At 64.7% G+C, this 23331-nt stretch carries 27 protein-coding genes; 7 read left to right on the forward strand and 20 right to left on the reverse strand.

Annotation, left to right across the window (positions count from 1 at the left end):
* The gene (locus tag ACIQCM_RS05355; RefSeq protein WP_400604501.1) at nucleotides 1-1164 is read right to left on the reverse strand and encodes a cystathionine gamma-synthase; all 1164 of its coding nucleotides are present in this window, start codon (nucleotides 1162-1164) and stop codon (nucleotides 1-3) included.
* 26 nt (nucleotides 1165-1190) lie between these two features.
* Complete coding sequence (locus ACIQCM_RS05360; protein ID WP_400604503.1) at nucleotides 1191-2576, reverse strand: cystathionine beta-synthase; 1386 nt, start codon at nucleotides 2574-2576, stop codon at nucleotides 1191-1193.
* A gap of 89 nt (nucleotides 2577-2665) precedes the next feature.
* Here ACIQCM_RS05360 and ACIQCM_RS05365 point away from each other — a divergent pair, with 89 nt between their 5' ends.
* Nucleotides 2666-3634, forward strand: a complete 969-nt coding sequence (locus ACIQCM_RS05365; protein WP_400604505.1) for a DNA-3-methyladenine glycosylase family protein — start codon at nucleotides 2666-2668, stop codon at nucleotides 3632-3634.
* 3 nt (nucleotides 3635-3637) lie between these two features.
* Here the strand turns inward: ACIQCM_RS05365 and ACIQCM_RS05370 are convergent, their stop codons facing one another.
* Nucleotides 3638-5329 carry an AMP-binding protein gene (locus ACIQCM_RS05370; protein ID WP_400604507.1) on the reverse strand — a complete coding sequence of 564 codons (1692 nt, stop codon included), beginning with the start codon at nucleotides 5327-5329 and terminating at the stop codon, nucleotides 3638-3640.
* Between the two features lie 49 nt (nucleotides 5330-5378).
* Here ACIQCM_RS05370 and ACIQCM_RS05375 point away from each other — a divergent pair, with 49 nt between their 5' ends.
* The gene (locus ACIQCM_RS05375) at nucleotides 5379-5657 is read left to right on the forward strand and encodes a putative quinol monooxygenase (protein ID WP_400604509.1); all 279 of its coding nucleotides are present in this window, start codon (nucleotides 5379-5381) and stop codon (nucleotides 5655-5657) included.
* A 62-nt stretch (nucleotides 5658-5719) separates the two neighbouring features.
* On the opposite strand, the gene trxA is transcribed toward ACIQCM_RS05375, so the two are convergent.
* Nucleotides 5720-6145, reverse strand: coding sequence for a thioredoxin (gene trxA / locus ACIQCM_RS05380; protein ID WP_400604511.1), 426 nt, complete (start codon nucleotides 6143-6145; stop codon nucleotides 5720-5722).
* A gap of 144 nt (nucleotides 6146-6289) precedes the next feature.
* Between trxA and ACIQCM_RS05385 the strand changes: the two genes are divergently transcribed.
* Both ACIQCM_RS05385 and ACIQCM_RS05390 read left to right on the forward strand, forming a co-directional pair.
* The gene (locus tag ACIQCM_RS05385; protein WP_400604513.1) at nucleotides 6290-7213 is read left to right on the forward strand and encodes an ABC transporter ATP-binding protein; all 924 of its coding nucleotides are present in this window, start codon (nucleotides 6290-6292) and stop codon (nucleotides 7211-7213) included.
* On the forward strand, nucleotides 7210-8010 hold the full coding sequence (locus ACIQCM_RS05390) for an ABC transporter permease subunit (protein WP_400604515.1): 801 nt from the start codon (nucleotides 7210-7212) through the stop codon (nucleotides 8008-8010). The genes ACIQCM_RS05385 and ACIQCM_RS05390 overlap by 4 nt, the downstream gene beginning before the upstream one ends.
* 17 nt (nucleotides 8011-8027) lie before the next feature.
* Here ACIQCM_RS05390 and ACIQCM_RS05395 read toward each other — a convergent pair whose 3' ends face one another.
* Nucleotides 8028-8576: an acyl-CoA thioesterase gene (locus ACIQCM_RS05395; protein ID WP_400604517.1), complete on the reverse strand. Its 549-nt coding sequence runs from the start codon at nucleotides 8574-8576 to the stop codon at nucleotides 8028-8030.
* A gap of 400 nt (nucleotides 8577-8976) precedes the next feature.
* Between ACIQCM_RS05395 and ACIQCM_RS05400 the strand changes: the two genes are divergently transcribed.
* On the forward strand, nucleotides 8977-9750 hold the full coding sequence (locus ACIQCM_RS05400) for a peptidoglycan-binding protein (protein ID WP_400604518.1): 774 nt from the start codon (nucleotides 8977-8979) through the stop codon (nucleotides 9748-9750).
* Between the two features lie 121 nt (nucleotides 9751-9871).
* On the opposite strand, the gene ACIQCM_RS05405 is transcribed toward ACIQCM_RS05400, so the two are convergent.
* The 15 genes from ACIQCM_RS05405 to ACIQCM_RS05475 form a co-directional block, all read right to left on the reverse strand.
* Nucleotides 9872-10297 (reverse strand): CBS domain-containing protein, encoded by a 426-nt coding sequence (locus tag ACIQCM_RS05405; protein WP_400604520.1) that lies wholly within the window; start codon nucleotides 10295-10297, stop codon nucleotides 9872-9874.
* A 573-nt stretch (nucleotides 10298-10870) separates the two neighbouring features.
* A complete protein-coding gene (locus tag ACIQCM_RS05410; RefSeq protein WP_400604522.1) occupies nucleotides 10871-12052 on the reverse strand; it encodes a Fic family protein in 1182 nt (393 codons plus the stop codon).
* 209 nt (nucleotides 12053-12261) lie between these two features.
* The gene (locus ACIQCM_RS05415; RefSeq protein WP_400604524.1) at nucleotides 12262-14778 is read right to left on the reverse strand and encodes a phage tail tape measure protein; all 2517 of its coding nucleotides are present in this window, start codon (nucleotides 14776-14778) and stop codon (nucleotides 12262-12264) included.
* Nucleotides 14768-15136: a hypothetical protein gene (locus tag ACIQCM_RS05420; protein WP_400604526.1), complete on the reverse strand. Its 369-nt coding sequence runs from the start codon at nucleotides 15134-15136 to the stop codon at nucleotides 14768-14770. Before ACIQCM_RS05420 ends, ACIQCM_RS05415 begins: the two co-directional genes overlap by 11 nt.
* Nucleotides 15133-15318, reverse strand: coding sequence for a helix-turn-helix domain-containing protein (locus ACIQCM_RS05425; RefSeq protein ID WP_400604528.1), 186 nt, complete (start codon nucleotides 15316-15318; stop codon nucleotides 15133-15135). The genes ACIQCM_RS05420 and ACIQCM_RS05425 overlap by 4 nt, the downstream gene beginning before the upstream one ends.
* 241 nt (nucleotides 15319-15559) lie before the next feature.
* Nucleotides 15560-15964, reverse strand: a complete 405-nt coding sequence (locus ACIQCM_RS05430) for a helix-turn-helix domain-containing protein (protein ID WP_400604530.1) — start codon at nucleotides 15962-15964, stop codon at nucleotides 15560-15562.
* A 79-nt stretch (nucleotides 15965-16043) separates the two neighbouring features.
* A complete protein-coding gene (locus tag ACIQCM_RS05435; RefSeq protein WP_400604532.1) occupies nucleotides 16044-17042 on the reverse strand; it encodes an Abi family protein in 999 nt (332 codons plus the stop codon).
* A 233-nt stretch (nucleotides 17043-17275) separates the two neighbouring features.
* A complete protein-coding gene (locus ACIQCM_RS05440; protein WP_400604534.1) occupies nucleotides 17276-17671 on the reverse strand; it encodes a hypothetical protein in 396 nt (131 codons plus the stop codon).
* Entirely contained in the window at nucleotides 17668-18375 is a 708-nt protein-coding gene (locus tag ACIQCM_RS05445) for a hypothetical protein (protein WP_400604536.1), read from the reverse strand. Before ACIQCM_RS05445 ends, ACIQCM_RS05440 begins: the two co-directional genes overlap by 4 nt.
* A 62-nt stretch (nucleotides 18376-18437) precedes the next feature.
* Nucleotides 18438-19004, reverse strand: coding sequence for a multiprotein-bridging factor 1 family protein (locus tag ACIQCM_RS05450; RefSeq protein ID WP_400604538.1), 567 nt, complete (start codon nucleotides 19002-19004; stop codon nucleotides 18438-18440).
* Nucleotides 18995-19375, reverse strand: coding sequence for a hypothetical protein (locus ACIQCM_RS05455; RefSeq protein ID WP_400604540.1), 381 nt, complete (start codon nucleotides 19373-19375; stop codon nucleotides 18995-18997). The genes ACIQCM_RS05450 and ACIQCM_RS05455 overlap by 10 nt, the downstream gene beginning before the upstream one ends.
* Complete coding sequence (locus ACIQCM_RS05460; RefSeq protein WP_400604542.1) at nucleotides 19372-20079, reverse strand: hypothetical protein; 708 nt, start codon at nucleotides 20077-20079, stop codon at nucleotides 19372-19374. Before ACIQCM_RS05460 ends, ACIQCM_RS05455 begins: the two co-directional genes overlap by 4 nt.
* 32 nt (nucleotides 20080-20111) lie before the next feature.
* The gene (locus tag ACIQCM_RS05465) at nucleotides 20112-20315 is read right to left on the reverse strand and encodes a hypothetical protein (protein WP_400604544.1); all 204 of its coding nucleotides are present in this window, start codon (nucleotides 20313-20315) and stop codon (nucleotides 20112-20114) included.
* The gene (locus ACIQCM_RS05470; RefSeq protein ID WP_400604546.1) at nucleotides 20315-21049 is read right to left on the reverse strand and encodes a hypothetical protein; all 735 of its coding nucleotides are present in this window, start codon (nucleotides 21047-21049) and stop codon (nucleotides 20315-20317) included. The genes ACIQCM_RS05465 and ACIQCM_RS05470 overlap by 1 nt, the downstream gene beginning before the upstream one ends.
* A 198-nt stretch (nucleotides 21050-21247) precedes the next feature.
* Nucleotides 21248-21433, reverse strand: a complete 186-nt coding sequence (locus tag ACIQCM_RS05475) for a helix-turn-helix domain-containing protein (protein WP_400604548.1) — start codon at nucleotides 21431-21433, stop codon at nucleotides 21248-21250.
* A 153-nt stretch (nucleotides 21434-21586) separates the two neighbouring features.
* Between ACIQCM_RS05475 and ACIQCM_RS05480 the strand changes: the two genes are divergently transcribed.
* Both ACIQCM_RS05480 and xerC read left to right on the forward strand, forming a co-directional pair.
* Nucleotides 21587-22042, forward strand: a complete 456-nt coding sequence (locus ACIQCM_RS05480) for a hypothetical protein (protein ID WP_400604550.1) — start codon at nucleotides 21587-21589, stop codon at nucleotides 22040-22042.
* Nucleotides 22043-22044: 2 nt separating this feature from the next.
* The gene (xerC, locus tag ACIQCM_RS05485; protein ID WP_400604552.1) at nucleotides 22045-23325 is read left to right on the forward strand and encodes a tyrosine recombinase XerC; all 1281 of its coding nucleotides are present in this window, start codon (nucleotides 22045-22047) and stop codon (nucleotides 23323-23325) included.
* The last annotated feature ends 6 nt before the right edge of the window (nucleotides 23326-23331 follow it).

Consider the following 23331-nt stretch of genomic DNA (forward strand, 5'->3'; position numbering starts at 1 on the left):
CTAGGGAATGGAGCGGAACGCCTGTTCGAGGTCCGAGATCAGGTCCTCCACGTCCTCGATGCCGCAGGAGAGCCGGAGCAGGTTGACCGGGACGGCCAGCTCGGTGCCCTTCACGGACGCGTGGGTCATCTCGGACGGGTAGTTCATCAGCGACTCGATGCCACCAAGGGATTCGGCCAGCGTGAACACGGACGTGTTTTCCGCAACTGCCCGCGCCGCCGCCTCGCCGCCCTTGAATTGCACTGACACCATGCCGCCGAACTTCTTCATCTGCTGCTTCGCCAGTTCATGGCCCGGGTGCGAGGGCAGGCCCGGGTACAGCACGGCCTCCACCTCGGGGCGCTCCAGCAGCCACTCGGCCACCGCCTGGCCGTTCTCGCTGTGCCGGTCCATCCGCACGCCCAGGGTCTTCAGGCCGCGGGTGGTCAGGAAGGCATCCATCGGACCGGATACGGCGCCGACGGCGAACTGCACGAAGCCGATCTTCTCCGCCAGCTCCGCGTCCTTGACCACCACGGCGCCGCCGACGACGTCGGAGTGCCCGCCGATGTACTTCGTCGTGGAGTGGACCACGACGTCGGCGCCCAGGGCCAGCGGGTTCTGCAAGTAGGGGGACGCGAAGGTGTTGTCCACGACAAGGAGGGCCCCGGCGTCGTGCGCTACCTTGGCGAGCGCAGCGATATCGGTGATCTTCATCAGCGGGTTGGAGGGGGTCTCCACCCAGACGATGCGGGTCTGCTGCGCGGCCACCGCCTTGGCCACGGCATCCAGGTCCGCCATGTCCACCGGGGTGTTCCCGATGCCCCACTCCCCCAGCACGCGGCTGATCAGCCGGTACGTGCCGCCGTACGCGTCATTGCCCAGGACGATGTGGTCCCCCGGGCGGGTGAGCGCGCGGATCAGGGCGTCCTCCGCGGCCAGGCCGGAGCTGAAGCTGAAGGCGTCGGTGCCCAGCTCCAGAGCAGCCAGCTGCTCCTGCAGGGCGTCGCGGGTGGGGTTGCCCCCGCGGCCGTACTCGTACCCGTCGCGGAGCCCGCCGATGCCGTCCTGGGCATACGTGGAGCTGAAGTGCAGCGGCGGCACCACCGCGCCGGTGCGCGGTTCGAAAGGCTGGCCGGCGTGCACGGCCCGGGTATTGAAGCCTTGGTTCTCAGAGGCAGTCATAATGCTCCTTTTCGGGTTGGCGCGGATCAGTTGCTGAGGTAGGCCAGGAGGTCGTGCCGGGTGATGATTCCCACCGGCGCCCCCACGAACGTCACCATCAGGGTGTCCACATCTGAGAGCATTTCGCGGGCCGCCGAGATGGTCTCCAGCGACCCGATCACGGGCAGCTTGGGGCCCATGTGCTCGGAAATCTTGTCCGTCAGCTTCGCCTCGCCGCGGAAGAGCTTGGCCGTGAGGGACCGCTCATCCACGGCGCCCAGGACCTCACCCATCACCACGGGCGGTTCCTGCGAGAGGACCGGGATGTGGCTGACGCCGAATTCGTTCATGATGTTGATGACATCGCGGACGGACTCATTGGGGTGGATGTGCACCAGGTCCGGCAGTTCGCCGTTCTTGGACTTGATCACCTCGCCGACGGACGTTTCCTCGCCGCCGGAGAGGAAGCCGTAGGAGCGCATCCACTGGTCGTTGAAGATTTTCGCCAGGTAGCCGCGGCCGGAGTCGGGCAGGATCACGACGACGACAGCCTCCTCGGGCAGGTCCTTTGCCGCCTCGAGCGCAGCCACCACCGCCATGCCGGAGGAGCCGCCCACCAGCAGCCCTTCCTCGCGGGCCAGCCGGCGCGTCATGGCGAACGAGTCGCCGTCGTTGACCGCGATCACCCGGTCCGGGACGGACTTGTCGTAGTTGCCCGGCCACATGTCCTCGCCGACGCCCTCGACGAAGTAGGGACGGCCGGTGCCGCCGGAGTAGACCGAACCTTCGGGGTCCGCGCCGATGATCTTGACCACGCCGCCGTCGGACTCCGGACGGTCCGCCGACACCTCCTTGAGGTAGCGGCCCGTGCCCGTGATGGTGCCGCCGGTGCCGGCGCCGATCACGCAGTGGGTGACCTTGCCGTCGGTGTCGCGCCAGATCTCCGGACCGGTGGTCTCGTAATGGCTGCCGGGCGCCGCGGGGTTGGAGAACTGGTCCGGCTTATACGCGCCGGGGGTCTCCCGAACCAGCCGGTCAGAGACTCCGTAATAGCTCTGCGGGCTGTCCGGCGGGACGGACGTGGGGGTCACAACGACCTCCGCGCCGTACGCCTGGAGCACCGCGCGCTTATCCTCGCCCACCTTGTCCGGGACCACGAAGATGCACTTGTAGCCCTTCTGCTGGGCCACGAGCGCCAGGCCAACACCGGTGTTGCCCGAGGTGGGTTCGATAATGGTCCCGCCCGGCTGGAGCTTGCCGTCGCGCTCGGCGTCCTCGATCATCTTCACCGCGATGCGGTCCTTGATGGATCCGCCTGGGTTCACGTACTCAAGTTTGACCAGGACAGTGGCTTTAATGCCGTCCGTGACGTGGTTCAGCTTGATGAGCGGGGTATTGCCAATGAGGTCCAAAACGGACTGGGCGTACTTCATGGATACTAAGCTACCGCTTCCGGTTTGCCGCTGCCCGCCGCCGGCCTGCGGCGCGGCCGATGTCGGGGCGGCGTGGGACGATGGGAGGCATGACCATCGCAGCAGCACCCGCCCGGCTCGCCGCCGCGGCGGACGCTTCGCTGCGCTGGCATTCGGGCGGCGAGTTCGATCTCCTCCGCACTATCGGCCCCCTCCTCCGCGGTGCCAGCGACCCCTCCTTCAGCGTGCAGGAAGGCGCGGCTTGGAACGCGTTTACGACGCCGGACGGCCCGGTGACGCTGCGCCTCGCCCCGGCGAACGCCGGCGCGGTTGATGCCCAGGCGTGGGGCCCGGGTTCGGAAGCGGCGGTGGCCGCCGTGCCCCGGCTCCTGGGTTCCGGGGACGACTGGTCTGCCTTCGACGAACCCGTCTTCCATGCCACGCTTCCCCGGATGGTGCGCGAGGCCAGGCGGCAGAGCCGTGCCTTGCGGCTTCCCGCCAGCGGGCGCATGGTGGACCAGCTGGTGCCGATCATCCTGGAGCAGAAGGTCACGGTCATCGAGGCACGGCGGGCCTACCGGTACCTGGTGCACAAATTCGGATCACCACCGCCCGGCGCCCCCCTTGCTCCCGCCGGACTCAAGCTGCCGCCCACCCCGGCGCAATGGCTCCAGGTCCCCAGCTGGGAGTGGCACCGGGCCGGCGTAGGACCCCAGCGTTCAGCCACCGTGATGCGGGCGCTGCGGTCCGCCCCCGCGCTTGAACGCCTGGCAGCGCTGCCCGCGGCGGAGGCAGCTGCCAAGCTGCAGACCATCCCCGGCATCGGCATCTGGACCGCGGCGGAGGTGGTGCAGCGCACGCACGGCTGCCCCGACTCGATCTCCGTGGGCGACTACCACCTGGCCGCCTATGTGGGTGCTGCGCTGACCGGCCGCCGCACGGACGACGCCGGCATGCTCCGGCTGCTGGAGCCCTGGACCGGCCACCGCCAGCGCGTGGTGCGGATGATCCAGGCCAGCGGCTTCCGCAAGCCCACGTTCGGCCCGCGGATGACTATCCAGGACCACCGCCGCCACTGACAGTCAGAGGCGGAGGCGGGCCACGGCTTCCTCACGCATCTCCACCTTGCGCACCTTGCCGGACACCGTCATGGGGAAGCTTTCGCGGACCTCCACGTAACGGGGAATCTTGTAATGCGCCAGCTTCCCGCGGCAGAACTCTGCCAGCGCGTGCGCGTCCAAGGTTTCAGCACCGGGCTTGAGGATGACGCAGGCCATCAGTTCTTCCCCGTACTTGGCGTCCGGCACCCCGATCACCTGCACGTCCTGGATGTCCGGGTGGGCGTAGAGGAACTCCTCGATCTCGCGCGGGTAGATGTTCTCGCCGCCGCGGATCACCATGTCCTTCATCCGGCCCTCGATCACCAGGTACCCGTCATCATCCATGCGGGCCAGGTCCCCGGTGTGCATCCAGCCGTCGGCGTCAATGGCCTCCGCAGTCTTCTCCGGCTGGTTCCAGTACCCCGCCATCACGGCGTAGCCGCGCGTGCACAGCTCGCCGATCTGCCCACGTTCCAGGACCCCGCCCGACGCCGGGTCCACAATTTGCGACTCAAGCTGCGGCATGGTCCGGCCCACCGTTTCCGTGCGCTGCCGGAGCGTGTCCCCCTGCCGGGTCATGGTGGAGACCGGAGAGGTCTCGGTCATGCCGTAGCAGATGGCCACATCCTTCATGTGCATATCCGAGATGACCCGTTTCATCACCTCCACCGGGCACGGCGAACCGGCCATGACGCCGGTACGCAGCGTGGAAATATCGTAGGAAGCGAAGTCCTCCAGCGCCAGTTCGGCGATGAACATTGTGGGGACCCCGTACAGGGACGTCCCGCCGAAGTCCTGCACCGCCTCCAGGGCTGCGGCGGGTGAGAATCCGCGCCCGGGGATGATGGTGGCGGCACCGTGGCTCAGCGCGTTCAGGTTGCCGATCACCATGCCGAAGCAGTGGTAGAACGGCACCGGGATTACCACGCGGTCGTTCTCCGTGTAGCCCAGCAGCTCCCCGATGGCGTAGCCGTTGTTCAGGATGTTGTGGTGCGTCAGCGTGGCGCCCTTGGGGAAACCGGTGGTTCCGGACGTGTACTGCAGGTTGATCGGGTCGTGCGGGTCAAGTTCCGCCATGCGCTCCTTCAGCACGGAATGCCCGACGGCGTCAGCCCGCCTGAGCAGCTCGGCGTACGTCAGCTCTGCCTCGCTGAGGGGGACGCCGGCGTCGTAGGCCTCCCCGCCGGGCCCTTCCCCGCCCGGCGCCGGCAGGAAGACGAGTTCGCGCAGCTCCGGGCAGGTGGCGAGCGCGCCACGGGCCATGCCCACGTAGTCGCTGTTGCGGTCCGTGGGCGCGGCGACCAGCATCCGCATGCCGTTCTGCTTGACCACGAACTCAAGCTCGTGGCTTCGGTAGGCCGGGTTGACGTTGACCAGGATGGCACCCACCTTGGCGGTGGCGTACTGCAGGAGGGTCCATTCGGCGCAGTTGGGGCTCCAGATGCCCACGCGCTCCCCCTTGGCAACGCCCAACGCGAGCAGGGCGCGCGCCAGGCGGTCGACGTCGTCGTTCATCTTGGTGTAGCTCCATCGCCGGGCATCCGCACCCGGGACCGGGGCCGCCTCGATCAGCGCGTCATGCAGCGGGAACTGTGCTGCGATCCGTTCAAAGTTGTGGCCGATGGTCTCTTCAAGCAGGGGGACGTCGGTGTCGCCGGCTGTGTAAGCACGCATGAAGGCACGCTACCGCACCTGGCCGGCGCCGGCCGGTATTCTGAAACGCATGAGTGCACCCATCGACCTGCAGGCAACGTTCATCCCCAATGAAGGCGAATTCTTCCGCGTGAAGCTCGCGCTGGAAATCGCCATTGACGAAGTGGTGAACGAACCCGGCTGCATCCGCTACGAACTGACGGAAGCCACCGAGAAGAAGCTGGTCCTGACCGAACAGTGGGCCTCGGAGGAAGACCTGGAGAAGCACTCCAAGGGCATCGCGGTGCAGGACCTGAACGAATCCCTGAGCGCGCTGCTGGCCGAGCCCGTGAAGGTGGAGCGGATCTAACGCAGCCTTAACAGCGAAGCGGGACCCGTCCGGACGGGTCCCGCTTCGCTGTTTAAGAGGACTTAGAGGTCGGGGATCTGGGAACCGTCCTGGGGGCCGGCCGGCTTGCTGGCGGCGGCCGCGGCCTCTTCGCGCTGGCGGGCCACGTGGGCATGGACTTCCTCCATGTCCAGGGCCTTCACCGCATCCACAACCTGTTCCAGTTGCTGGGCGTTCAGCGCACCGGGCTGGGAGAATACCAGCACCTTTTCACGGAACGCCATCAGGGTGGGGATGGAGGAAATGCCGGCCTCGGCGGCGAGCTGCTGCTCAGCCTCCGTGTCCACCTTGGCGAACACTACGTCCGGGTGCTTCTCGGAAACTGCGGAGTACGTGGGTCCGAACTGCTTGCAGGGACCGCACCATTCCGCCCAGAAATCCACCAGGACAATGTCGTTTCCTTCAATGGTCGATGCGAACTGTTCACCAGTGATGTCGAGGGTAGCCATGTATCTACGCTACGCGGAACGGATCCAGAACCGGGCGGTGTTCGCTCCCCGCGTCATCGGGAATAAGGGCCGTTCGGCCGTATACAGCACGCCTTCCGGCGCTTAGCCTAAGGGCAGGCGAGGCGTACATCATCAGGAGGGCTTATGACGGCCGCGATTTCGGCCCGGTCGCTGACCAAGAGTTTTGGCCGGCGCGAAGTTCTGCACGGCGTCGATTTCACTGTCGAGCCCGGCTCGGTGTTTGGCGTCATTGGCCCTAACGGCGCCGGTAAGACCACCACCATGCGCTGTCTGCTGGACATCATCCGGCCCAGCGGCGGCGAAGTGCGCGTCCTTGGCACCGACCCGCGGGCGGGGGGCCCGGAACTGCGCCGTCGCATCGGCTACCTGCCGGGCGAACTGTTTCTGGAAGGGCGGGTCACGGGACGGAAGCTCCTCAGCCACTACCAGGCCATCAGCGGACCAGTTCCGCAGGGCCGGATCAACGAGCTCGCCGAACGCCTGGGGCTGGACCTCGACAGCCACACGCGCAAACTGTCCAAAGGCAACAAGCAGAAACTCGGTTTGGTCCAGGCGTTCATGCACGAACCCGAGCTGCTGGTTTTGGACGAGCCCACCAGCGGCCTGGACCCCTTGATGCAGCAGGAGTTCCATGCGATGGTCCGTGAAGCCCGGCACCGCGGACAGACCATTTTTCTCAGCTCGCACGTCCTGAGCGAGGTGCAGCAGACCGCGGACACGGTGGCGATCCTGCGGGACGGGCGCATCATCGCCGTCGAATCCGTCAGCGGCCTGCGCGAGGGTGCCCAGCGGCGGGTCCGGTTCACGGCGCACGGAATTTCATCGGACGACGCCGTTGCGCTGCTCACTGAGGTGCCCGGTGCCGGAAACGTCGAGGTGCTTGAGTCCGACGGCTCGGTGACGCTTTCGGCGTCCCTCTCCGGCCCCATCCAGCCGCTGGTCCGAATGCTGGGCTGGCTGGAGCTCGCGGACCTGGTGCTGGAGGAACCGGACCTGGAGGACGCCGTCCTGAAGATGTACTCGGTTCCGCAGGAGGACGGACGATGAAGACCGCGCTCCCGCTGTTTCGCCGCTCCTTCGTTGACTCCTGGCGTTCCACCCTGGCGTGGGCCGCCGGGCTGGCGGGCGCGTGCTTCCTGTACCTTCCGCTGTACCCGTCCATCGGCGGCAGCGCGCAGATGCAGGGCATGATCGACGCCCTCCCGGCGGAGATGACCAAGGCGCTGAACTACGACCAGATCGCCACTGGCCCCGGCTATACGCAGGCCACGCTGTACGGGTTGTTGGGATTCTTGCTGATGACCATCGCCTCCGTCGCGTGGGGTGCGTCGGCAGTGGGCGGCGACGAAGAGTCGGGGCAGCTGGAGCTGACCCTGGCCCACGGAGTGCGGCGGGTGCAGGTGGTGCTGGAGCGGGCGCTGGCCCTTGCTTTGCGGGTCGTGCTGCTTGCTGCCTGGGTGTTCCTGCTGGTGTCATTCCTCAACGGCCCCTCGCAGCTGGGGATCAAACTGGAGAACCTGTTTGGCGCGGCTGTCCTGTTCGCCGGGCTGGCGCTCCTGAGCGGTACCGCAGCCCTCTGTGCCGGGGCAGTGACCGGGCGCCGGACCGCCGGCATGGCAGCCGGGGCGGCGGTGGGTGTGCTCGGGTACGTGTTCAACGCCGTCGGCCGCCAGAGCGAGGACGTGGAGTGGCTGCTGAACCTGAGCCCCTACCACTGGGCTTACGGAAACTCGCCTGTGTCCAACGGCGCGGACTGGGCTGCCGCGGGCTGGCTGTATGCACTTTCCGCAGCGCTCGTGGTGCTGGCGGCCGCCGCACTCGAACAGCGTGATGTGGGGGCCTGACCCGTTCAGGATGGACGTCAGGCGTTCCAGGCGTGCGGGGCGGGCGTCCGGGCACCGGGAAGCCCGTTGGCAATCCGCCACTCGTGGATCCACTCGGGCAGCACCAGGTCGGCCGGCGGCTGCCCGAACTCTTCCAGGATCTCATCCTGGCTCACCGGCCGCCCCCTGCCGACCAGCCGGGTGGCAATGTACGCGCGCGCGTAAATTTCGCCGTCGGACACCATGCGCTGCTCGAAGTAGACAGCTTTGGCGTCCAGCCCGATGATGCGCGTCTCGATGGTGTAGCGCTGCCATAGCTGGAGGGACTTCCGGAACGCGATGGTCTCCCCCGCCGCGACCGGAGACCAGCCCCGCCGGCGCATGCGCTTCCAGACGCCGCTGCGGACCATGAGGTCGAACCGGCCAAGGTCCATCAGCGAGAAATACATGCCGTTGTTGACGTGTACGGCGATATCCACATCGGTGGGCAGGACGCGCATCGGCAGCGACGACGTGTCCCAGATGGTGAGCGGAGTCCGCCGGGCAGAGCGGAAAAGCATCAGGATGGTTCGCAGAATCAGGTGCATGCCGCCTATGTTACCCGCTGGTAACAAGAGTCGACGGCGGGCGCGGGCAGTCCGCCCGCCAGGCAAGTAGCCCGGTTCCCCAGGCGAGTACACCCGTGCACGAGTTCCGGCGAATCTCCCTGATTTCCGGGTACAGCGTACTCGTGCCGGGCGCGGGGTCTGTTCCTAGACTCGGGATTCCTAGGACCACGCAGGGCGGGCCTCCCGGGTTGGCTGCCGGGATCCGCCCCCGTTCAAGCCTCCGTATTTTCTGGGTATGCGGTCGCTTCCGGCGTAGGTGGCCCGGCGTGATGCCGGGGCCACCTACGCACCGTGATCAACTGTCCGACTCCAGGGTGCCGGATATCCGCCCTCGATGCGGCGTGCCCCGTCCGGAGGACCGTAGCTGGACGGCCTGCCCATGAACCCGCAACAGGATCCCTTCAACACCCTTCCCTTCCATGACTTCACCACCGACGCACCACGCAGCTGGCCCGCTCGGGGCCCGGTCCCGGGTTTCAGGTTCAACGCCGGAATGGCCGGAGCCGCCCTTGCCGCAGCGATAACCATCGGGGCCCTGAGCCTCAGCACCCATCCTGGCGCGCCGGACGCAGTTCCCGGCGCTGAAACGGCCACGGCGGGCACGACGACGGCCGGTGCGGCTACGTCCGGCGGCCCTGCTATGGCGGACTACACAGCCCGGCAGACCGCGGTGGCACCGGCGCCCGCTAAGGCTCCCGCCGCCGTCGTACCCCCTCCGGTTCCAGCGCTTGCTGGGGCTCCCGATCCGGCCCCCGCCCCTGTACCCGCGCCTGCCCCTGCTCCACCGCCCCCGGCCCCTGCACCGGCTCCTGCGCCCGCGCCCGCAGTGCGGACCATCTATGTCGCAGGGTCCGGCGGGCAGGAGCTGATCGACGCGTGCATCGGGCCCATCCACTTCACCCCAAACGACGGCTACTCGCTGTTCATCACGGAGCACGACTTCTGCGGCGGGTGGGCACGCTTTTCCGGCATCGCGGTAGGTGAAACGGTGAGCCTGCCGGGGTACGGGACGTATACGGTAACGGGCCGTGGCCAGGTTCCCAATCCCGGGACCACCAACGACGTGGCGGCCGTGTTCGGCAGCTTCCCGCGGGCCATCCTGCAGACCTGCATTCCCGGGACGAGCCAGATGCTGTTGATTGCGCTGAACTGACTGCTGCGGCCGGGCTGGCTGCGTTAACAGGTTGTCCGCGGGTCCGGTCCTGTGAAAGGACCCGATCCGCGGACAGGCCAGGCGTTACTTTGGCATCTGCTGCCTCAGCGGGGGTTTTGCTCTAGGCGGGATGGCGCTCTGAAATGTGTTCCACCAACTCGCCAACCCGCTGTTCGGTGTAGTTCCGGGCAATGTCGCCCTGGCTGATGATGCCCACCAGTTTGTGGTCGGCAATGACCGGCAGCCGCCTGATCTGGTGCCTTTCCATCAGCTCAATCGCGGCGTCCACATTGGCATCGGCGTCAATCCAGTGCGGCCGGCCGGTTGCGAGGTCGCGTGCCAGCATGTCGGCCGGATTGCGGCCGGTGGCAACGCACTTGAGGACGATGTCCCGGTCGGTGATCATGCCCGTCAGCTTGCCGTCGTCACCGCAGATGGGCAACGATCCGCAATCCAGGTCCATCATCATCCGGGCAGCGTCCACGAGGGACTGGCTTTCCTTGATACAGCGCGCGTCAGTGGTCATAAACTCACGCACAGCACTCATTGGGTCCTCCTTCATCGATGGAAGTATCGACGCAGGGCATCGGGGCACATGCGCCGATGCTGCCAGCCTACGCCGGTGCGCCGGGCAGTGTCGACGGCTGGTTTTCCACCCGGCCGGGCCCCGTCAGAGGCTTGTCCACGGACCCGAAACCAGAAGGTTCCGGTCCGCGAACAAGCTTAGGAACCACGAACTCCGTGCAAAGAAAAACACCCCGGTTCGAAAACCGGGGTGTTCATTTTTGTGGCAGATGAGGGATTCGAACCCCCGTAGGCGTTGCCAGCTGATTTACAGTGATTTCCCCTATGTGATCGGCTGTCACCGCCCATGCTCCCCCATCCCTTCTGACCCGCGAGTTCAAGGGCTGGGACAGGCCGCCGTCCCCGGCCGTATCCGCTCGTATCGTGTGGTGCGTGCTCACACGGTGATCACGGGGGCGAATGTCCCAGGCGACTAGAAGTTTTAGACTCACGTTCTAGCGAATGGCTTCCCCACTTGAACTTCGCTCTATCGATTCAAGCAAACTTGAATGGGTTCGGAAGCGTTCTAGTGGAAGCGTTTACATCGCGACAACTACTAACGCCGGGTCAAAATGCTGAAGATGTCCATAGCGATGTAAGTGTTCTGCGAGGCTTCGAACGGGTAGTCCTCCAAGATGCCCAGCTGCTGTAGTTTGACCACTGCATTGCTGATGGTCTGGTAGTTCTTGCCAAATTTTTTGGCCAACTTCGCCTTCGTCACGATGGGGTTCGCCAGCAAAGAGCCCGCGACATCGAGAATGACACCCGTAGCCGATGCTTCCCGCAAGGTCTCCATGTGCTTCTGGCTCACATCGAGGAGGTCATCCACTAGGGCGGCCGTCTCTTGTGCTGACGCCGCGATCCCTTCCGCGAAAAACTCAACCCAACCCGACCAATCACCCGTGGCACTCAGTTTGGCCAGCTGGTCCTGATACAAGTCCCTGCGGGCCTCAAACCACGGAGACACGCTTAGCAGCGGCTCGCTTACCACTCCATCCCGCATTAGCCCCAAGACGATAAGCAGTCTACCCAGCCGGCCATTCCCATCGTTGAATGGGTGGATAGTCTCAAACTGATAATGCGCGAGCGCAGCGGCGATGACTGGATCACGGCCTCCAACAGGCGTCTCATTTATCCAATCAAGAAGATCGCGGATGGCCGTCTCAAGCTCGATACCAGGAGGCTGCGGGATAAAGCGAGCGTCGGTGATCTCTCCACCGCGGCTACCAATGACGACCTGAACCGACCTTATGGCTCCCGCGTCGGAATTGTCAGCCGCTGTCCCTCTAACGAGCGTGCGGTGCAGGTCTGTCATAAGCCCAGGCGTTATACGCCGGCCTGCCTGCACCCATTCGAAGGCCTGGTCGGCAACTGCGACGTAGTTCATGATCTCGTTCAGCTCGGCGCTCTTGGGCTTATCCGAGGCGTCGTCCACCGCGAGGACGCGATCCAGCGGAGCATAGGTCCCTTCGAGTGCGGACGTGCTTTGAGCTTCACGCCGGATCATCGGCATCCGGATCAGTGCTGGATTAGGGACCTGACGGCTCGCTTTGTCCAAGGCTCCGAGTGCGCGATTGGCACGGCTAACGGCATGCCAAGCGGCATTCGTCAGCTCCGGCTCTCCCGCAAGCGGGTGCGGCACGTATGAAAAGTGGTCATACTCGCGCTTCAGCCCGTCGATTCCCCGGATCCGAACAAGGCTACCGATAGGGCTTTCCCTGAACTTCTCTACTTCCATCTCAACGCTTCCTCAGTCTTTGCGATACTCGCCGACTTGAAGAGTACAACAAACATTCTAGCGAGGAGGCCTTGGACTAGAATCAAACACCCATTGAGCGTGCCCCTTGCACCAAACGTAAGCTGCTGATTCGGTATCAGATGATCACGCCGGATCCCTTGCCCTGGTCGGGAAGAATCCGGCGTGATCACTGAGTGAGCACAGGCCGCCTAGCTAGCGAGGGCTGCCAGGCGGCGGGTGAGATCCATGGACGTCGCGACAGGGTCCTGCTGATCCCGGATGTCCATCTTGTAGTAGTTGTTCGTCACGCCTGGGCCTGCGGCGGCCGGGCCTCCTGGGAGGTTGCCCCGGGTGGTGAGCCCGACCGTGCCGCCTGTGACGCCGTTGGCGATGGTGGCGGACACGCCGCCCAGGGTTTTCTGCAGGGAGGGGAGGGATTTCCGGATGCCGGTTTCGAGGCCCTCCATGATCCACCCGCCGGCGGGGACGAGGAGTGCCAGGTCGTAGGCTTTGGGGCCCTTGTTCTTCGCGATCCAGTCGCCGATCCCGCCGACGAAGTTCTTCACGGACTCGAACCCGTCGCGGAGACCTCCGAGGAAGCCGTCCATGATCTGCCCGCCCGCGTTCAGCAGGAGCCCGCCGAGGTTTCCGAGGGCGCCGAGGATCTGCCCCGGCAGTCCGGAGACGAAGGACACGACGTTCGAAATCCCGTTGGACACTCCGCTGGTGATCTTTCCCCAGGCGTCGGACACGAAGCGGACGGCACCTTCCCACGCCTGCTTGGTGAAGGCGGAGACTTTGGACCAGTTCGCGATGATCAGGGCAACGAGACCGATCACGGCTGCGATGACCCAGCCGACCGGGCCGAGGGCGATGAACCAGGCCGCTGCCATGCGTGCGGCGTGGATGAGGGACTGGGCGCCCATAAGCACCCAGCCGGCCACGACGCGTGCGGCGGACACGGCCATCGACGCGGCGCCCTTCGCCGCCGCGCTGACCATCTGCACAGTCCACACGGTGGCGATCCGTGCAGCCTGGGCGGTAGCGCCGGCGGCCATGACCACGAAGGAGGCCACGACCCGGGCGGCGGTGACAGCCCACGAGGCCACCACTCGGGCGGTGGTGGCGACGGTCTGGGCAATCCAGATGGCGGAGACGGCCAAGGCGCGGGCAGTTGCCTGCGCGCCCATGATGGCCCACTGGGCGACCGTCTGCGCGACAGCCACAACCCAGGCGGCGGCCATGCGAACCCCGGCCGCGATGGTCTGTGCGACCCACACAGCCCCGGTCTTCACCGCATGCACGGTGGCGGCGGCGGACAGTGCCACGAACCGGCCGATCATGATGTACGACTGCGCCACATAGATCGCCGCGGTCTTGACCGCCCCGCCCGCTGCCGTCGCCCACGCAACCACCTGCGCCGCTGCCGAGACCCCGGCGGAGATCGCGAGCCGGAGGAACAGCGGGAAAAGGATCACACCGACCCCGGTAGCCCAGTTCTGGATCGTGGGCAGGTTCTCCCGGAACCAGTCACCGAACCGTCCCAGCGCCGGGAGGGCCGTGTTTGTGATCCAGTCACCCAGACGGGTGATGGCCGGGCCGACCTCGGTGTTCAGGAAGGTCGCGAACTGCCCCACCGAGGGCATGATGTTGTCCTGCACAAAGGTGATCAGGGCGGCCTCAGCCTGGCGCTTGAACCCGTCGAAACCGGTCTTCGCGTTCGAGGCAATGTCTGTCATGGCCTTGTCCGAGGCCCCGGCAACGGAATCGAACTTGTCACCCATCGGATCAAGGGCGCCCAAAAAGTTGGGGATTTCGGTAACGGAGAGGTCTTCCAGCGGGGTGCCGAAGAGGGCAAGGGCAGCCTGTGACTGGGCGACCGGGTCCTTCATTTCCTGCAGCCCGTGGATGATGTCCCCGAAGGCCGTCTTGGCGGTGTCACCCCCGGCGAGGAGCTTCTTCGTCATGCCTTCCTGGTCCATGCCCAGGGCTTCGTAGGCTCCGGAGGTGGCCTTGGACATGTCCGTGGCGCGGATCCCGAATTCCTTGAGAGCGTCACCGGTCTTGTCGATCCCGTACATGCCCTTTTCGGAGGCCTGCACGAGGAGGCCCATGGCCTCTTCACCCTTGATGCCAAGGGAATTCATGAAGGGCCCGTACTCATCGACCGCGTCGAGGATGTCTTCGCGGACGTTCTGCGGGACCTTCTGCAGAGAAGCGGTCAGGAGGTCCGCGGCGTGCACGCCGTCCTTCGCGATCCCGGAGGTGATCATCTGGCCCGCGACCTGCGCGGCCCTGGCCACGTCGATGCCCATGCTGCTGGCGAGAGTCAGCATGCGTTTGGTCATGTCTTCGACGTCGGCCTGGGTTGCGTCGCGCATGCCCTTGATGGAGGACATCACGGACTCGACACCGAGGTTAACGTCCTCCATGGACGCACCGAAGTTCTGCGCGTAGACAGACCCCGCAGCGTCGCCGGCGCGGGCTGCCTGTCCTTCCGTGAGACCTAGGGAGGCTTGGAGCTTGTCGTTGCCTGCCTCGACGTTGATCGCATCAGCGACACCCTTCGACAGAGCGGCGCCGATAGCCACGGCGGCGGTAGCTGCGAGGGCGGCCCCGGCCACGCCGAAGGACTTCAACCCCTGCTGTGCCCGGAAGAGTTCCTTATCCCACTCGGAGGCGTCGAGGCCGATGGTGCCAAACAGTTCACCCAAATTAAGCGCCATGGCTAAGGATCTCCTTCTCCCAGTATTTCCGCGCCGCTTCGAAGCCCGACAGATGCCAGTACGTAGCCGTAAGGGCGGCCTCCTGAATCCACCGGCGTCCCGGGCGTTCCCTGCGGATCTCCTCCAAAGTCGGTCCAAGAGCCAACATTGCTGTCAGCTGCGGGCCCAGCTGCATGTGCGGGCTGAAGTCTTCCAGGGTTGCCGTTCCATTCCTTCGGCGCTGCAGTGCCGCCACCCCTTGGGACAGGCGTGCCCAGTCGTCAAGCGCGGCGGGTGCCACCCGGTAGTAGGTGCCATTTACGGGAATGAATAGGCAGCGGATGCCATGGTGGGTCTTCTCGATGACGTTCCAGCTCATGCTGCGACTCCGCTGCCGGCGAAGACGCGTGCGGCGTCCGCGTAGGCCACCCGGATGGTGTGGGCGCCGAGGCGGTACACGGGGAGGACGCCTTCGCGGATGCGCCGGCGGATTGTGGAGTCTGAGACGCGGTAGGTCTTGGCGATGTCGCGGATGGTGCCGACTGCTGGTGATGTGGCCATGTTCGGCCCTCCTCGATTAAAGAAAAAGGAGCCGATCAACCACCGTGCGGGTGTTGATGACTCCAAGGGTTTTCAGTTATAGGCCCAGTTTAATTGACTATCCCTGACAAGGCACGGCTATCTATGCGCGTTTTCGCCTGTCAGGCGGCAACCGCTGTGCAGGCTGACTCGGGGTCAGCTCGCAGGCTCAGAACCCTTGCCGTTGCTGGGCAGTTCAGCCAGTGAGCACAGAGTGAGCACATCATTCCTGCCCGAAGATGGGCATACTCCGGATCTTCTTGTTGCGGGCCCGCCGCTCCGGGCCGGAGGGGTGCGGCGCCGGAGCCCGCTTGAAGCTCAGCTCACGAATAGCGGCGATCTCCTCGGGCCCGAACCTAGCCTGGTTCCCAATCATCAGGGCGGGCCACTCCCCTCCCGCCACCCGGCGCCGGACCGTCTCATAGGACACCTGCAGCGTCTGGGCCAGTTCCCGGGCCGTGAGGTAGGGCGGAGGCGCGGCGGCTGCCATCGTCTCCCGCATCTGCCGGATGTCGCTGCGCAGTCCCCGGACTTCCTCGAGGAGCGGTTGCAGGACATCGTGGAGGGCCTTGTCTGACGTGATGCGCTCGATAATCTGCTGGGCGGTGGGGGGTTGATGGTTTTCCATCCGGTCCACGCTATGCGGGCTCGGTTGCGAGCGTCCACCGCCTGCCAGTGCCTGCACCAGACGGCCCCCGTCGTTGGAGTCAGACCTTTTTGGGCGGCTCGTAGTTCCAGAGGGATTCTTCAGCCCAGGATGCGGGAAAGCCCATGTCAGATTCGGGAGAGAGGCCTGAAATTGCCGGGAATTTCTTTTTCACCTTGGTGCGCATGGAGCGCGGCCAATTAGATCGCGGGTCTATCCGTATCGCTAGGTAGGCCAAGATGGCCAAAGCCGGATAGAGCTTCTTCGGGTGCGGGTGCTGGGCGATGTGGGCCAGCTCGGGATCAACGATTGCCGGCGCGAACCGTCCGATAGCGTACGTCAAGTTCCTGTTCCAGAGTCGAGAGTGATGCGCGCAGTGATTCCGAAGTGTTCCCAATGCGAGCAGCCACTTGTGAAGCTTCCGGCCATCCTTGACTCCCCACGAACGAGCAATGGTGTTCTGATCGTTACGGTCCAAGAGGCTGAACAGGCGGATGACGCCCCCGAAGTCGAGAGTTTCCACGGCGACCCACACGGGAAGGCGCCCGTCGTACTTGAGGATGTAGTGCTGCACGAAATCTTCTGCTTGTGCTTGCCGCTTTAGCTTGAGGTACCGGCGAGTCCAGAATTCGAACATGTCCCCGTCTCCGTCCGGTGCCGTCTCCGAGCAGGCGTCGGCGTCAAGGGCAGCACGTTCTAGATGACCGAACCGGTCCCGTTGCCCAAGCACATAAGCTACTTGGACACGTAGGCCAACCTCTACGATCTTCAGAGCCTCGGCAGACAGCACCCTGAGGCCATAATCAAAGTCATACAGGGCAAGGGCATCGCTTAGTTGGTACCCAGTTGCAAACTCAGCTGCACGGTACTGAACGGGAGACTCTGACATTTCATTAGGCCCAAGCATCTGCCGAAACGGGTACGTATAGGCCGAGAGCCGGTAGTATCCGATCCTCGCGAGCGCCTGGGCTGCGTCACAGCCAGAGCAATCCAGTCCGCGGGCCTCCATGAGGGCAATCTGATCGGCAAACGACAGATGAGGACGGTCATACTCAGTCAAGCTAGCTCCCCCGGACAAAAGAAAACCGACCCTTGGTAGCCTCTAGGACTGCCAGCGGGGTCGGTGTTTATGGACTGACAGTATCAGCCTAAGTTTACGCACGCCATGTTTGTGACGGACGTCATTCATTCTTGTCATTGCGGTCCCTGTTGCCGGGCGCTGCACCCCGGCAACAGGGGTGGGTTCCTGCCGCCGCGCTTGGAGGGTCACGGCGGCAGGAGGCTTTTTGGTGGTTATGCCGTCCCCGGCTCGCCATCGACTTTGGGCGGGTTGCCGCTGCGGGGGCTTACTGCCTGCATGCTGACAACGTTCGGGCCATGGGGGTTGCCCTTCTGCCCTTCCTTGCCGGCGTTCACGGGCACTCCGTAATCCTCCGGACGAGGATTCACCGCGGCGTCACGGAGGGGTGAGCCGAGCTGTAGCGTGCCGTCGACGTCACGCGGGTCGGGGATCTCCGGGGCCTCCGGTGGGGTGGGCTTGGAGTCGATGCCGTACCCGGCGGACTGCAGGTACAGGCGCACCCCGGCGGGCAGGTCGTCCACCTCTGCGGTGCCGTCCTTGAACTTCAAAGTGGTGGGCCCATAAGCCGAGGTCCCCGTGTACGTCTTGTCTGGGCTCGTGATTTTCATGCTGCGCTACCGTCCTTCATTGAGAGGTCCGCCGCTGCCCGCTGGCCGGCCAGCTTGGCCTCAATCGCGGCGGTCCAATCGTCCGATGCGGTGGCGACGCCGTTGAGCTTGTGGCCGAAATGTTCCGCGGTGGTCAGGAATTGCGCCTCGGCTACCTCGGCCTGTTTCCCCTTCTCCAGTAGTTCCGGAGCGTCACCGCCGAGTACCTGGCCCCAACGCTGCTGGATGGAGCGTTGTAGCGGTCCTGCATCGATTTTGACCTCTGCCCAATCGTCACTGCGCCCCTTGTAGGCTTCGGCCTCCAGGTATGTGGGTCCCCATTCGGTGAGGGCGTGGAGCATGGCAGTGTCCGCGTTAGCCACGATCTGCTGGAGCGACTGCCCGGCGTCCAAGAGCATCTTGGCCCTCCCCCATGCTTGGGATGTGTCAGCCGGCGGGGCTGGTATCCCCTTGCGGGCGGCTTCCTTGGCTGCGGCGGCATCGCGCTGGAAGCTGCTTGTCAGCTCGTTCAGCTTCTGCTGGTGCTCGTTGAGTGCCTTGGCTTCGAGCTCCGCCCGGCGCTTTGCCAGGCCTTCCGCGGACAAGTCCGGGTTGCTGTAGTTCTTCGCCTCCGTGGTGGCGATGCCGTAGCTGCGCTGCAGCTCCGTGAGTTTGGTGATGTAGTCCTGCAAGGGTGCCTCCTGGGCTGGTTGGTGCGTGCTCACGTTGTGATCACTGGTCAAATGTGGCTTGTGTTTACGGCGATTTCTGGCCGGTTAGCTGATGGTCAATCAGCTGACATGGGGGTCACACCTCCCCCGGCTGGGCACTCGGCTGTGTGTGCGACGTGCGGGCCGATCGCGGCGAGACTCTCAGCCCGCCGGAGATCCAGCTGCGCGTCCTTCACGGCCGCATCCGCCCTCTTCAGGTGCCCCTCAGCGGCTGCGCTGGGCCGGAACCCGTGAACCTTCCGGGCCAGGGCCCGGTCGTCCCGTGCGAGTTGCAAAGCACGCCGGGCCTGCTCGAGCGTCAGGCCGCGGCGCCCCGGCGGCGTGGATCGCTTCCACCCCGGCCGCGCAGAGCCTCCCGCCAACTCAGTTAGCTCCTGAGCCACAGCATCGGCATTCTGGGGGCTAAGGATCGCGCCCATGGCCGCCAACGTGGTCTTCCCGGGACGCCGGTGCCCGGTCTCCAGGAATTCAACGGTCATCTCAGCCACGCCGGCCAGCGTGGCCAGCCGTGCCCGCGTCATCCCGGCCGCTTCCCGAAGCTCCCGGAGCCGGGCCCCGAAGCCTGCCGCCAGCGATTCCTGTTCCTGCCCGGTTACGTGCCCATCGGGCTTACCTACGCGCATGTACGTGATCCCCCTGACCGTCCGGTAACGCCTGCGCCCAGTGCCCGTGCTTTGTAGTGTTCGGCGTGGTTGCGCCAGTAGTAGATCTGCTCTTCGGGTTCTGAGGTTCCGGGGCGTTCGGGGTTGGGGCTGGTGTTGTCGACGTCGAGGCCGATGGTCCTTGCGGCTGCGAGGAGGAGCTCGCGGGTGCTGATGCCGAAGGCTCGGGATACCCCGGTGAGGGTGTCGGCGTCTGGGATGCGTTTGAATCCGTCTTTGACGATCGATTGGAGTGCCTTGGTGGTGGGTGTGCCGCCGGCGGCTGCGGAGATTTGGGCGTAGCTGCGGTTTCCCTTGTGCTGTTGGACGAGTTCTTGGAAGTTGAGGGTCATGCTGTCTTCCTTTGGCTTTGTTCGTATTCGGCTTGGCGCTGGAGGAGGAGGGCTGATTGGCGGTTGCGTTCGTCCTGGACGTTCCAGCCGTGGTCCTGATCGTCGAGGTAGCTTTCGAGAGCGGCGGTGGAGTCGGTGGTGGTGTCTCCCGTAGGTGAGACGGGCACTTCGCCGATGCTTTTTTCCTCTTTGTATTTCTCTTGTTGTTCCTGAGTACTTCTAGGGGTGTCTGTGGCTGTCACCCTCGCGGGACCGTAGCTGTCACCCTGTTGGGTGTCAGCTACGGGTTTATCTGGGTGTCCGTAGCTGTCACCCTGTTGGGTGTCCGTAGCTGTCACCCTGGTTGGCCTTGGGACCTTCACCCAAGAGATCTCCCGGCCCTTACCCGTGGGTTCGTACGTCTCATTGGGATCGAGTGTGATCGCGTACTCTGCCCGCACGTTGAACCTGGCCTCTCCACTGGAAACGATGGCGCCGGCTGTCCGAAGCCCGGACAAGACCCTCATCGCTGTTCGCTTGGCATTGGACGGGTTCCTGGTGGGATCGCCGCCGAGGGCCGCGGCAAGCGCTTCCCAGCCGCCGAAGTACACGGGAGGTTCGTGCTGGTCCATTGAGGTGTTGGCCATGAAAGCAAGCCCGCGAGCCTCCCTGTGGTCGAGGTGGCACCAGTAGGCGAAGACCTTCGCCACGTTGCTAGCTCCCATAGGTGACCTCCTCCCCTGCTTTCGTTCTCATGTCAGGCGCCAGTGCTGGCTGCTCCTGCGTTGTCTGCCATGCGGCGCTGGAACGCGACCGTGTCTTCGATTGCCTGCTGCCACTTCGCGGGGGTAATGCTCTGGCCGCCGGCGATGGTCATCTGCAGGTGTCCGAGCATGTAGTTGGCTGCCCCTGTTTGGACGTCGGCCAGGGTGAGCTCCCCCGGCCTCGTCTGCCCGGCCATCAGCGCCGGCCCTTTGGGGCGCCCACCGAAGCCGGCACCGTGGAGCGGCGGCGAAGCTCGCTCTTGGCCACGTGGGATGTGGTGCGTTGGGCCTCCAGCTCCCAAGGCACCATCCGGCGGCTCCCCTCGTCCCAGATACTGTGGCTACGACAGCTCTCCCGGCCCATACGCTGCATGGCGCGGGTGTCGAGTTGCCGTTCGTTGGCGCCCCAATGCTGCGGATCGGCACCGGCGCACTGCGAACCCTCTTCGATGTGGAGCATCATGTGGGCCAGCTGCTCTTCACGTGGCCAATCGCCATGGTGCTTCGTGTGCGCCGTTCGACTGACATTCAGGACGATCTCCGGCTTGCCACCCCGCCCCCGTCTTACCCATGACCACTCGCCCAGGGTTCCTGCGGGGAGGTCGTCCACGGCGATGATCTCCCCGTAGGCGGCCTGAGTAATGAGTGCCCCAAAATCATGGATCTCCCACCCGTTCCAGACCGGCGCTTCAGCTTCGCCTCCGGTGGGAATGGACACGCCAGCTTTCAGGGCTTCAAACCGGTACTCGCATGTGAAGCACCGGTAGGCAATTCCGTCTGTCTTGGCCACAACGGCGCCGGGCTTCTGCCACCGGATCACGAAGGAGACTCCGCACAGCCCCGTTACTGGAATGCCGGTACGCGCTGACTCTTCAAGATTCACATGGTTGCTGATCCGGTGGTTGATCGTGGGCGCCTTTACCGTGCTCATCGACGGGCTCCTGCAATCAGAGCGCCGTAGGTGCTGCCCCGCTGCGTGTAGACGATGCCGGGCTGAGGCCGGGTTGGGGCTGGCCGGTTGATTACTGGGGGCGTAAGCTGGGTCTTGAACATTTTTCGGATTCCTTCTGCTGGTTGGTTTTCGATGGGCGGTCCGGTAGTTACAGCTACCGGGCCGTTTCTTTTTGCCTCAGGCCGCATCGCCATCGAGCATCGCCATGAACTTCTTGCGAGGGATCAGGATCCGCCGGCCTATCCGAACTGACGGGACCTTGCCCTCTTTGATCGCGGCGTACATCTGGCTGAGGCCCACGCCGGCGATTTCTTTGGCTTCTGCGACGGTGAGCGTCGGCCGCTCGTTGGTTTCCGTTGCCATCAACCGCTCCTTGTCTAGGATTTTCTGCTATCGCAAGTTTTTCCTTGCAAGAACGACATTACACACACTCGATAGCCTTTGCAAGAACTTTCTTTTATGGCAAGCTATCTCTTGACAGATAGATGGCGGGGGCCGAAGGAAAGCAGAGACTAAATGACGTGGGACATGTCGAAGGTAGTCGGGCACAACGCTCGAAAGCGCCGGATCGAGCTTGGTATGGACGTGCCAGAGTTCGGGTCCAAGATGGAAGATGCCTTGGGCAAACCTTGGAAGAGACAAACCGTCTCAGCCATGGAGAACGGTGACAGGGCGATGACTGCCAACGACCTTGTTGCGATCTCCTATGTCCTCGGAGAGACACCATCAATGCTGCTCGTCCCGCCCATGGAAGCCGAGGACGTCCAGGTTGGGAACCTCAAATTGACGACGTCAGATCTGTTACATGGTGCCAATGCTCGCGAGTCTGCCGAACTGCTACTGGCGCTTATGGACGAAGTCCGGGACGTGTGGGGAGCAGTTCGCATCGCCCAGGTTCAACTCGAAGAGAAAGTTCGACTGCCGCTCCAGGATATGGACAACAGAATCACTGACATCGTTAGGAGACTTTGACAATGGCGGAAGTTAGCCGGCGCTGCGGTTGCCGGGATGAGGCGGGGAAGCAGTACGGGAAAGCATGCCCGAAGCTGAAGAACCCAAGGCATGGGACGTGGGGTTACCGGCTGTCGGCCGGCACAGATCCCGTTACCGGTAAGCGCCGGTACGTTACCAGTTACAAGTACGCGTCAGCGGAGGCGGCCAGGACCGCGAGGAACGCCGACGAGAAGAAGCTCATGGCGAAGAACTTCAAGTTCGACCGCATCAAGGTTGGTGAGTACCTCACGAAATGGCTGGACCGGCACGAGCAGCACGCCGGCCTGAAACCGTCCACGGTCCGGATGTACCGCCGGTACATCGAGAATGACATTGTGCCTGTCCTGGGGCATCTGCAGCTGACCAGCTTGCGGAAGTACCAGGTGTCCGCGATGGTGCAGCAGCTCGAGGACGACGGCCGCGGCGCCGTGACCATCAGGCGGATCCACGCGACGCTCTCGTCGGCGCTGGGGGACGCGCTGCGGGAGGATCTGATCGAGGACAACCCGGCAGCCCAGATCCGCCTCCCGAAGGCGGAGAAGAAGCGGATCAAGGTCTGGGAGCCCGCCCAGGCCGGGGAGTTCCTGGACTTCATCGCCGATTTCGAGAACGTGGACAGCCACAGCCGCCCTAACGGGAGGGTCGGGCACCGCCTCGCTCCCCTGTTCGAGGTCGCCATCCTCACGGGCATGCGCCGCGGTGAGCTGTGCGGGCTCCGCTGGGGGGACGTGGACCTCGCTAACCGGGCCCTGACGGTGCGCGTGCAGCTGGTGCAGGTCGGCCAGGACGTCAAGGAAGTCACCGCCAAGACAGCGGCGGGCAGGGACCGCCGGGTGGCCCTCAATGACCGGGCCACCGGGGCTTTGGTGGCGTGGCAGATCCAGCAGGCCGCCGAGCGGGAGCAGTGGGGCGAGGCGTACCAGGACAGCGGCCGCGTGTTCACCTACGAGGACGGCCGGGAGCTCCGCCCGGGATACCCGTCCAAGCTCTTCGAGGTCCTTGTGGAGAAGGCCGGGCTGCCGATGATGCGCTTCCACGACATGCGGCACCTGACAGCGTCCCTGGCCATCAAGGACGGGACGGACGTGGCCATTGTGTCCAAGATGCTGGGCCACTCAAACAGTGCCATCACGAGGGACTTGTACGGGCACATGTTCGACGCGACGGCGAAGGCAGCGGCGGAGGGTATTTCGTCCCAGCTGCCGGCCAGGAAGCAGCGCGTGAGCAGCAGTGTGCTCACAACTGTGCTCACAGAGCAATAAAAAAGA

Origin of the sequence: Pseudarthrobacter sp. NPDC092439 (assembly GCF_044754945.1) — a bacterium.
Lineage (GTDB): Bacteria > Actinomycetota > Actinomycetes > Actinomycetales > Micrococcaceae > Arthrobacter.

Bases quoted from the DNA above. Each gene is read 5' to 3' on its own strand.
- ACIQCM_RS05470 (WP_400604546.1), bottom strand. From the start codon at position 21,049: ATGAGCACGGTAAAGGCGCCCACGATCAACCACCGGATCAGCAACCAT.
- ACIQCM_RS05450 (WP_400604538.1), bottom strand. From the start codon at position 19,004: ATGCGCGTAGGTAAGCCCGATGGGCACGTAACCGGGCAGGAACAGGAA.
- ACIQCM_RS05400 (WP_400604518.1), top strand. From the start codon at position 8,977: ATGAACCCGCAACAGGATCCCTTCAACACCCTTCCCTTCCATGACTTC.
- ACIQCM_RS05420 (WP_400604526.1), bottom strand. From the start codon at position 15,136: ATGAGCTGGAACGTCATCGAGAAGACCCACCATGGCATCCGCTGCCTA.
- ACIQCM_RS05475 (WP_400604548.1), bottom strand. From the start codon at position 21,433: ATGGCAACGGAAACCAACGAGCGGCCGACGCTCACCGTCGCAGAAGCC.
- ACIQCM_RS05390 (WP_400604515.1), top strand. From the start codon at position 7,210: ATGAAGACCGCGCTCCCGCTGTTTCGCCGCTCCTTCGTTGACTCCTGG.
- ACIQCM_RS05430 (WP_400604530.1), bottom strand. From the start codon at position 15,964: ATGGAAAACCATCAACCCCCCACCGCCCAGCAGATTATCGAGCGCATC.
- ACIQCM_RS05415 (WP_400604524.1), bottom strand. From the start codon at position 14,778: ATGGCGCTTAATTTGGGTGAACTGTTTGGCACCATCGGCCTCGACGCC.
- ACIQCM_RS05355 (WP_400604501.1), bottom strand. From the start codon at position 1,164: ATGACTGCCTCTGAGAACCAAGGCTTCAATACCCGGGCCGTGCACGCC.
- xerC (WP_400604552.1), top strand. From the start codon at position 22,045: ATGGCGGAAGTTAGCCGGCGCTGCGGTTGCCGGGATGAGGCGGGGAAG.
- ACIQCM_RS05465 (WP_400604544.1), bottom strand. From the start codon at position 20,315: ATGGCCGGGCAGACGAGGCCGGGGGAGCTCACCCTGGCCGACGTCCAA.
- ACIQCM_RS05375 (WP_400604509.1), top strand. From the start codon at position 5,379: ATGAGTGCACCCATCGACCTGCAGGCAACGTTCATCCCCAATGAAGGC.
- ACIQCM_RS05460 (WP_400604542.1), bottom strand. From the start codon at position 20,079: ATGGGAGCTAGCAACGTGGCGAAGGTCTTCGCCTACTGGTGCCACCTC.
- ACIQCM_RS05365 (WP_400604505.1), top strand. From the start codon at position 2,666: ATGACCATCGCAGCAGCACCCGCCCGGCTCGCCGCCGCGGCGGACGCT.
- ACIQCM_RS05440 (WP_400604534.1), bottom strand. From the start codon at position 17,671: ATGAAAATCACGAGCCCAGACAAGACGTACACGGGGACCTCGGCTTAT.
- trxA (WP_400604511.1), bottom strand. From the start codon at position 6,145: ATGGCTACCCTCGACATCACTGGTGAACAGTTCGCATCGACCATTGAA.
- ACIQCM_RS05360 (WP_400604503.1), bottom strand. From the start codon at position 2,576: ATGAAGTACGCCCAGTCCGTTTTGGACCTCATTGGCAATACCCCGCTC.
- ACIQCM_RS05410 (WP_400604522.1), bottom strand. From the start codon at position 12,052: ATGGAAGTAGAGAAGTTCAGGGAAAGCCCTATCGGTAGCCTTGTTCGG.
- ACIQCM_RS05370 (WP_400604507.1), bottom strand. From the start codon at position 5,329: ATGCGTGCTTACACAGCCGGCGACACCGACGTCCCCCTGCTTGAAGAG.
- ACIQCM_RS05425 (WP_400604528.1), bottom strand. From the start codon at position 15,318: ATGGCCACATCACCAGCAGTCGGCACCATCCGCGACATCGCCAAGACC.
- ACIQCM_RS05480 (WP_400604550.1), top strand. From the start codon at position 21,587: ATGACGTGGGACATGTCGAAGGTAGTCGGGCACAACGCTCGAAAGCGC.
- ACIQCM_RS05385 (WP_400604513.1), top strand. From the start codon at position 6,290: ATGACGGCCGCGATTTCGGCCCGGTCGCTGACCAAGAGTTTTGGCCGG.
- ACIQCM_RS05405 (WP_400604520.1), bottom strand. From the start codon at position 10,297: ATGAGTGCTGTGCGTGAGTTTATGACCACTGACGCGCGCTGTATCAAG.
- ACIQCM_RS05395 (WP_400604517.1), bottom strand. From the start codon at position 8,576: ATGCACCTGATTCTGCGAACCATCCTGATGCTTTTCCGCTCTGCCCGG.
- ACIQCM_RS05455 (WP_400604540.1), bottom strand. From the start codon at position 19,375: ATGACCCTCAACTTCCAAGAACTCGTCCAACAGCACAAGGGAAACCGC.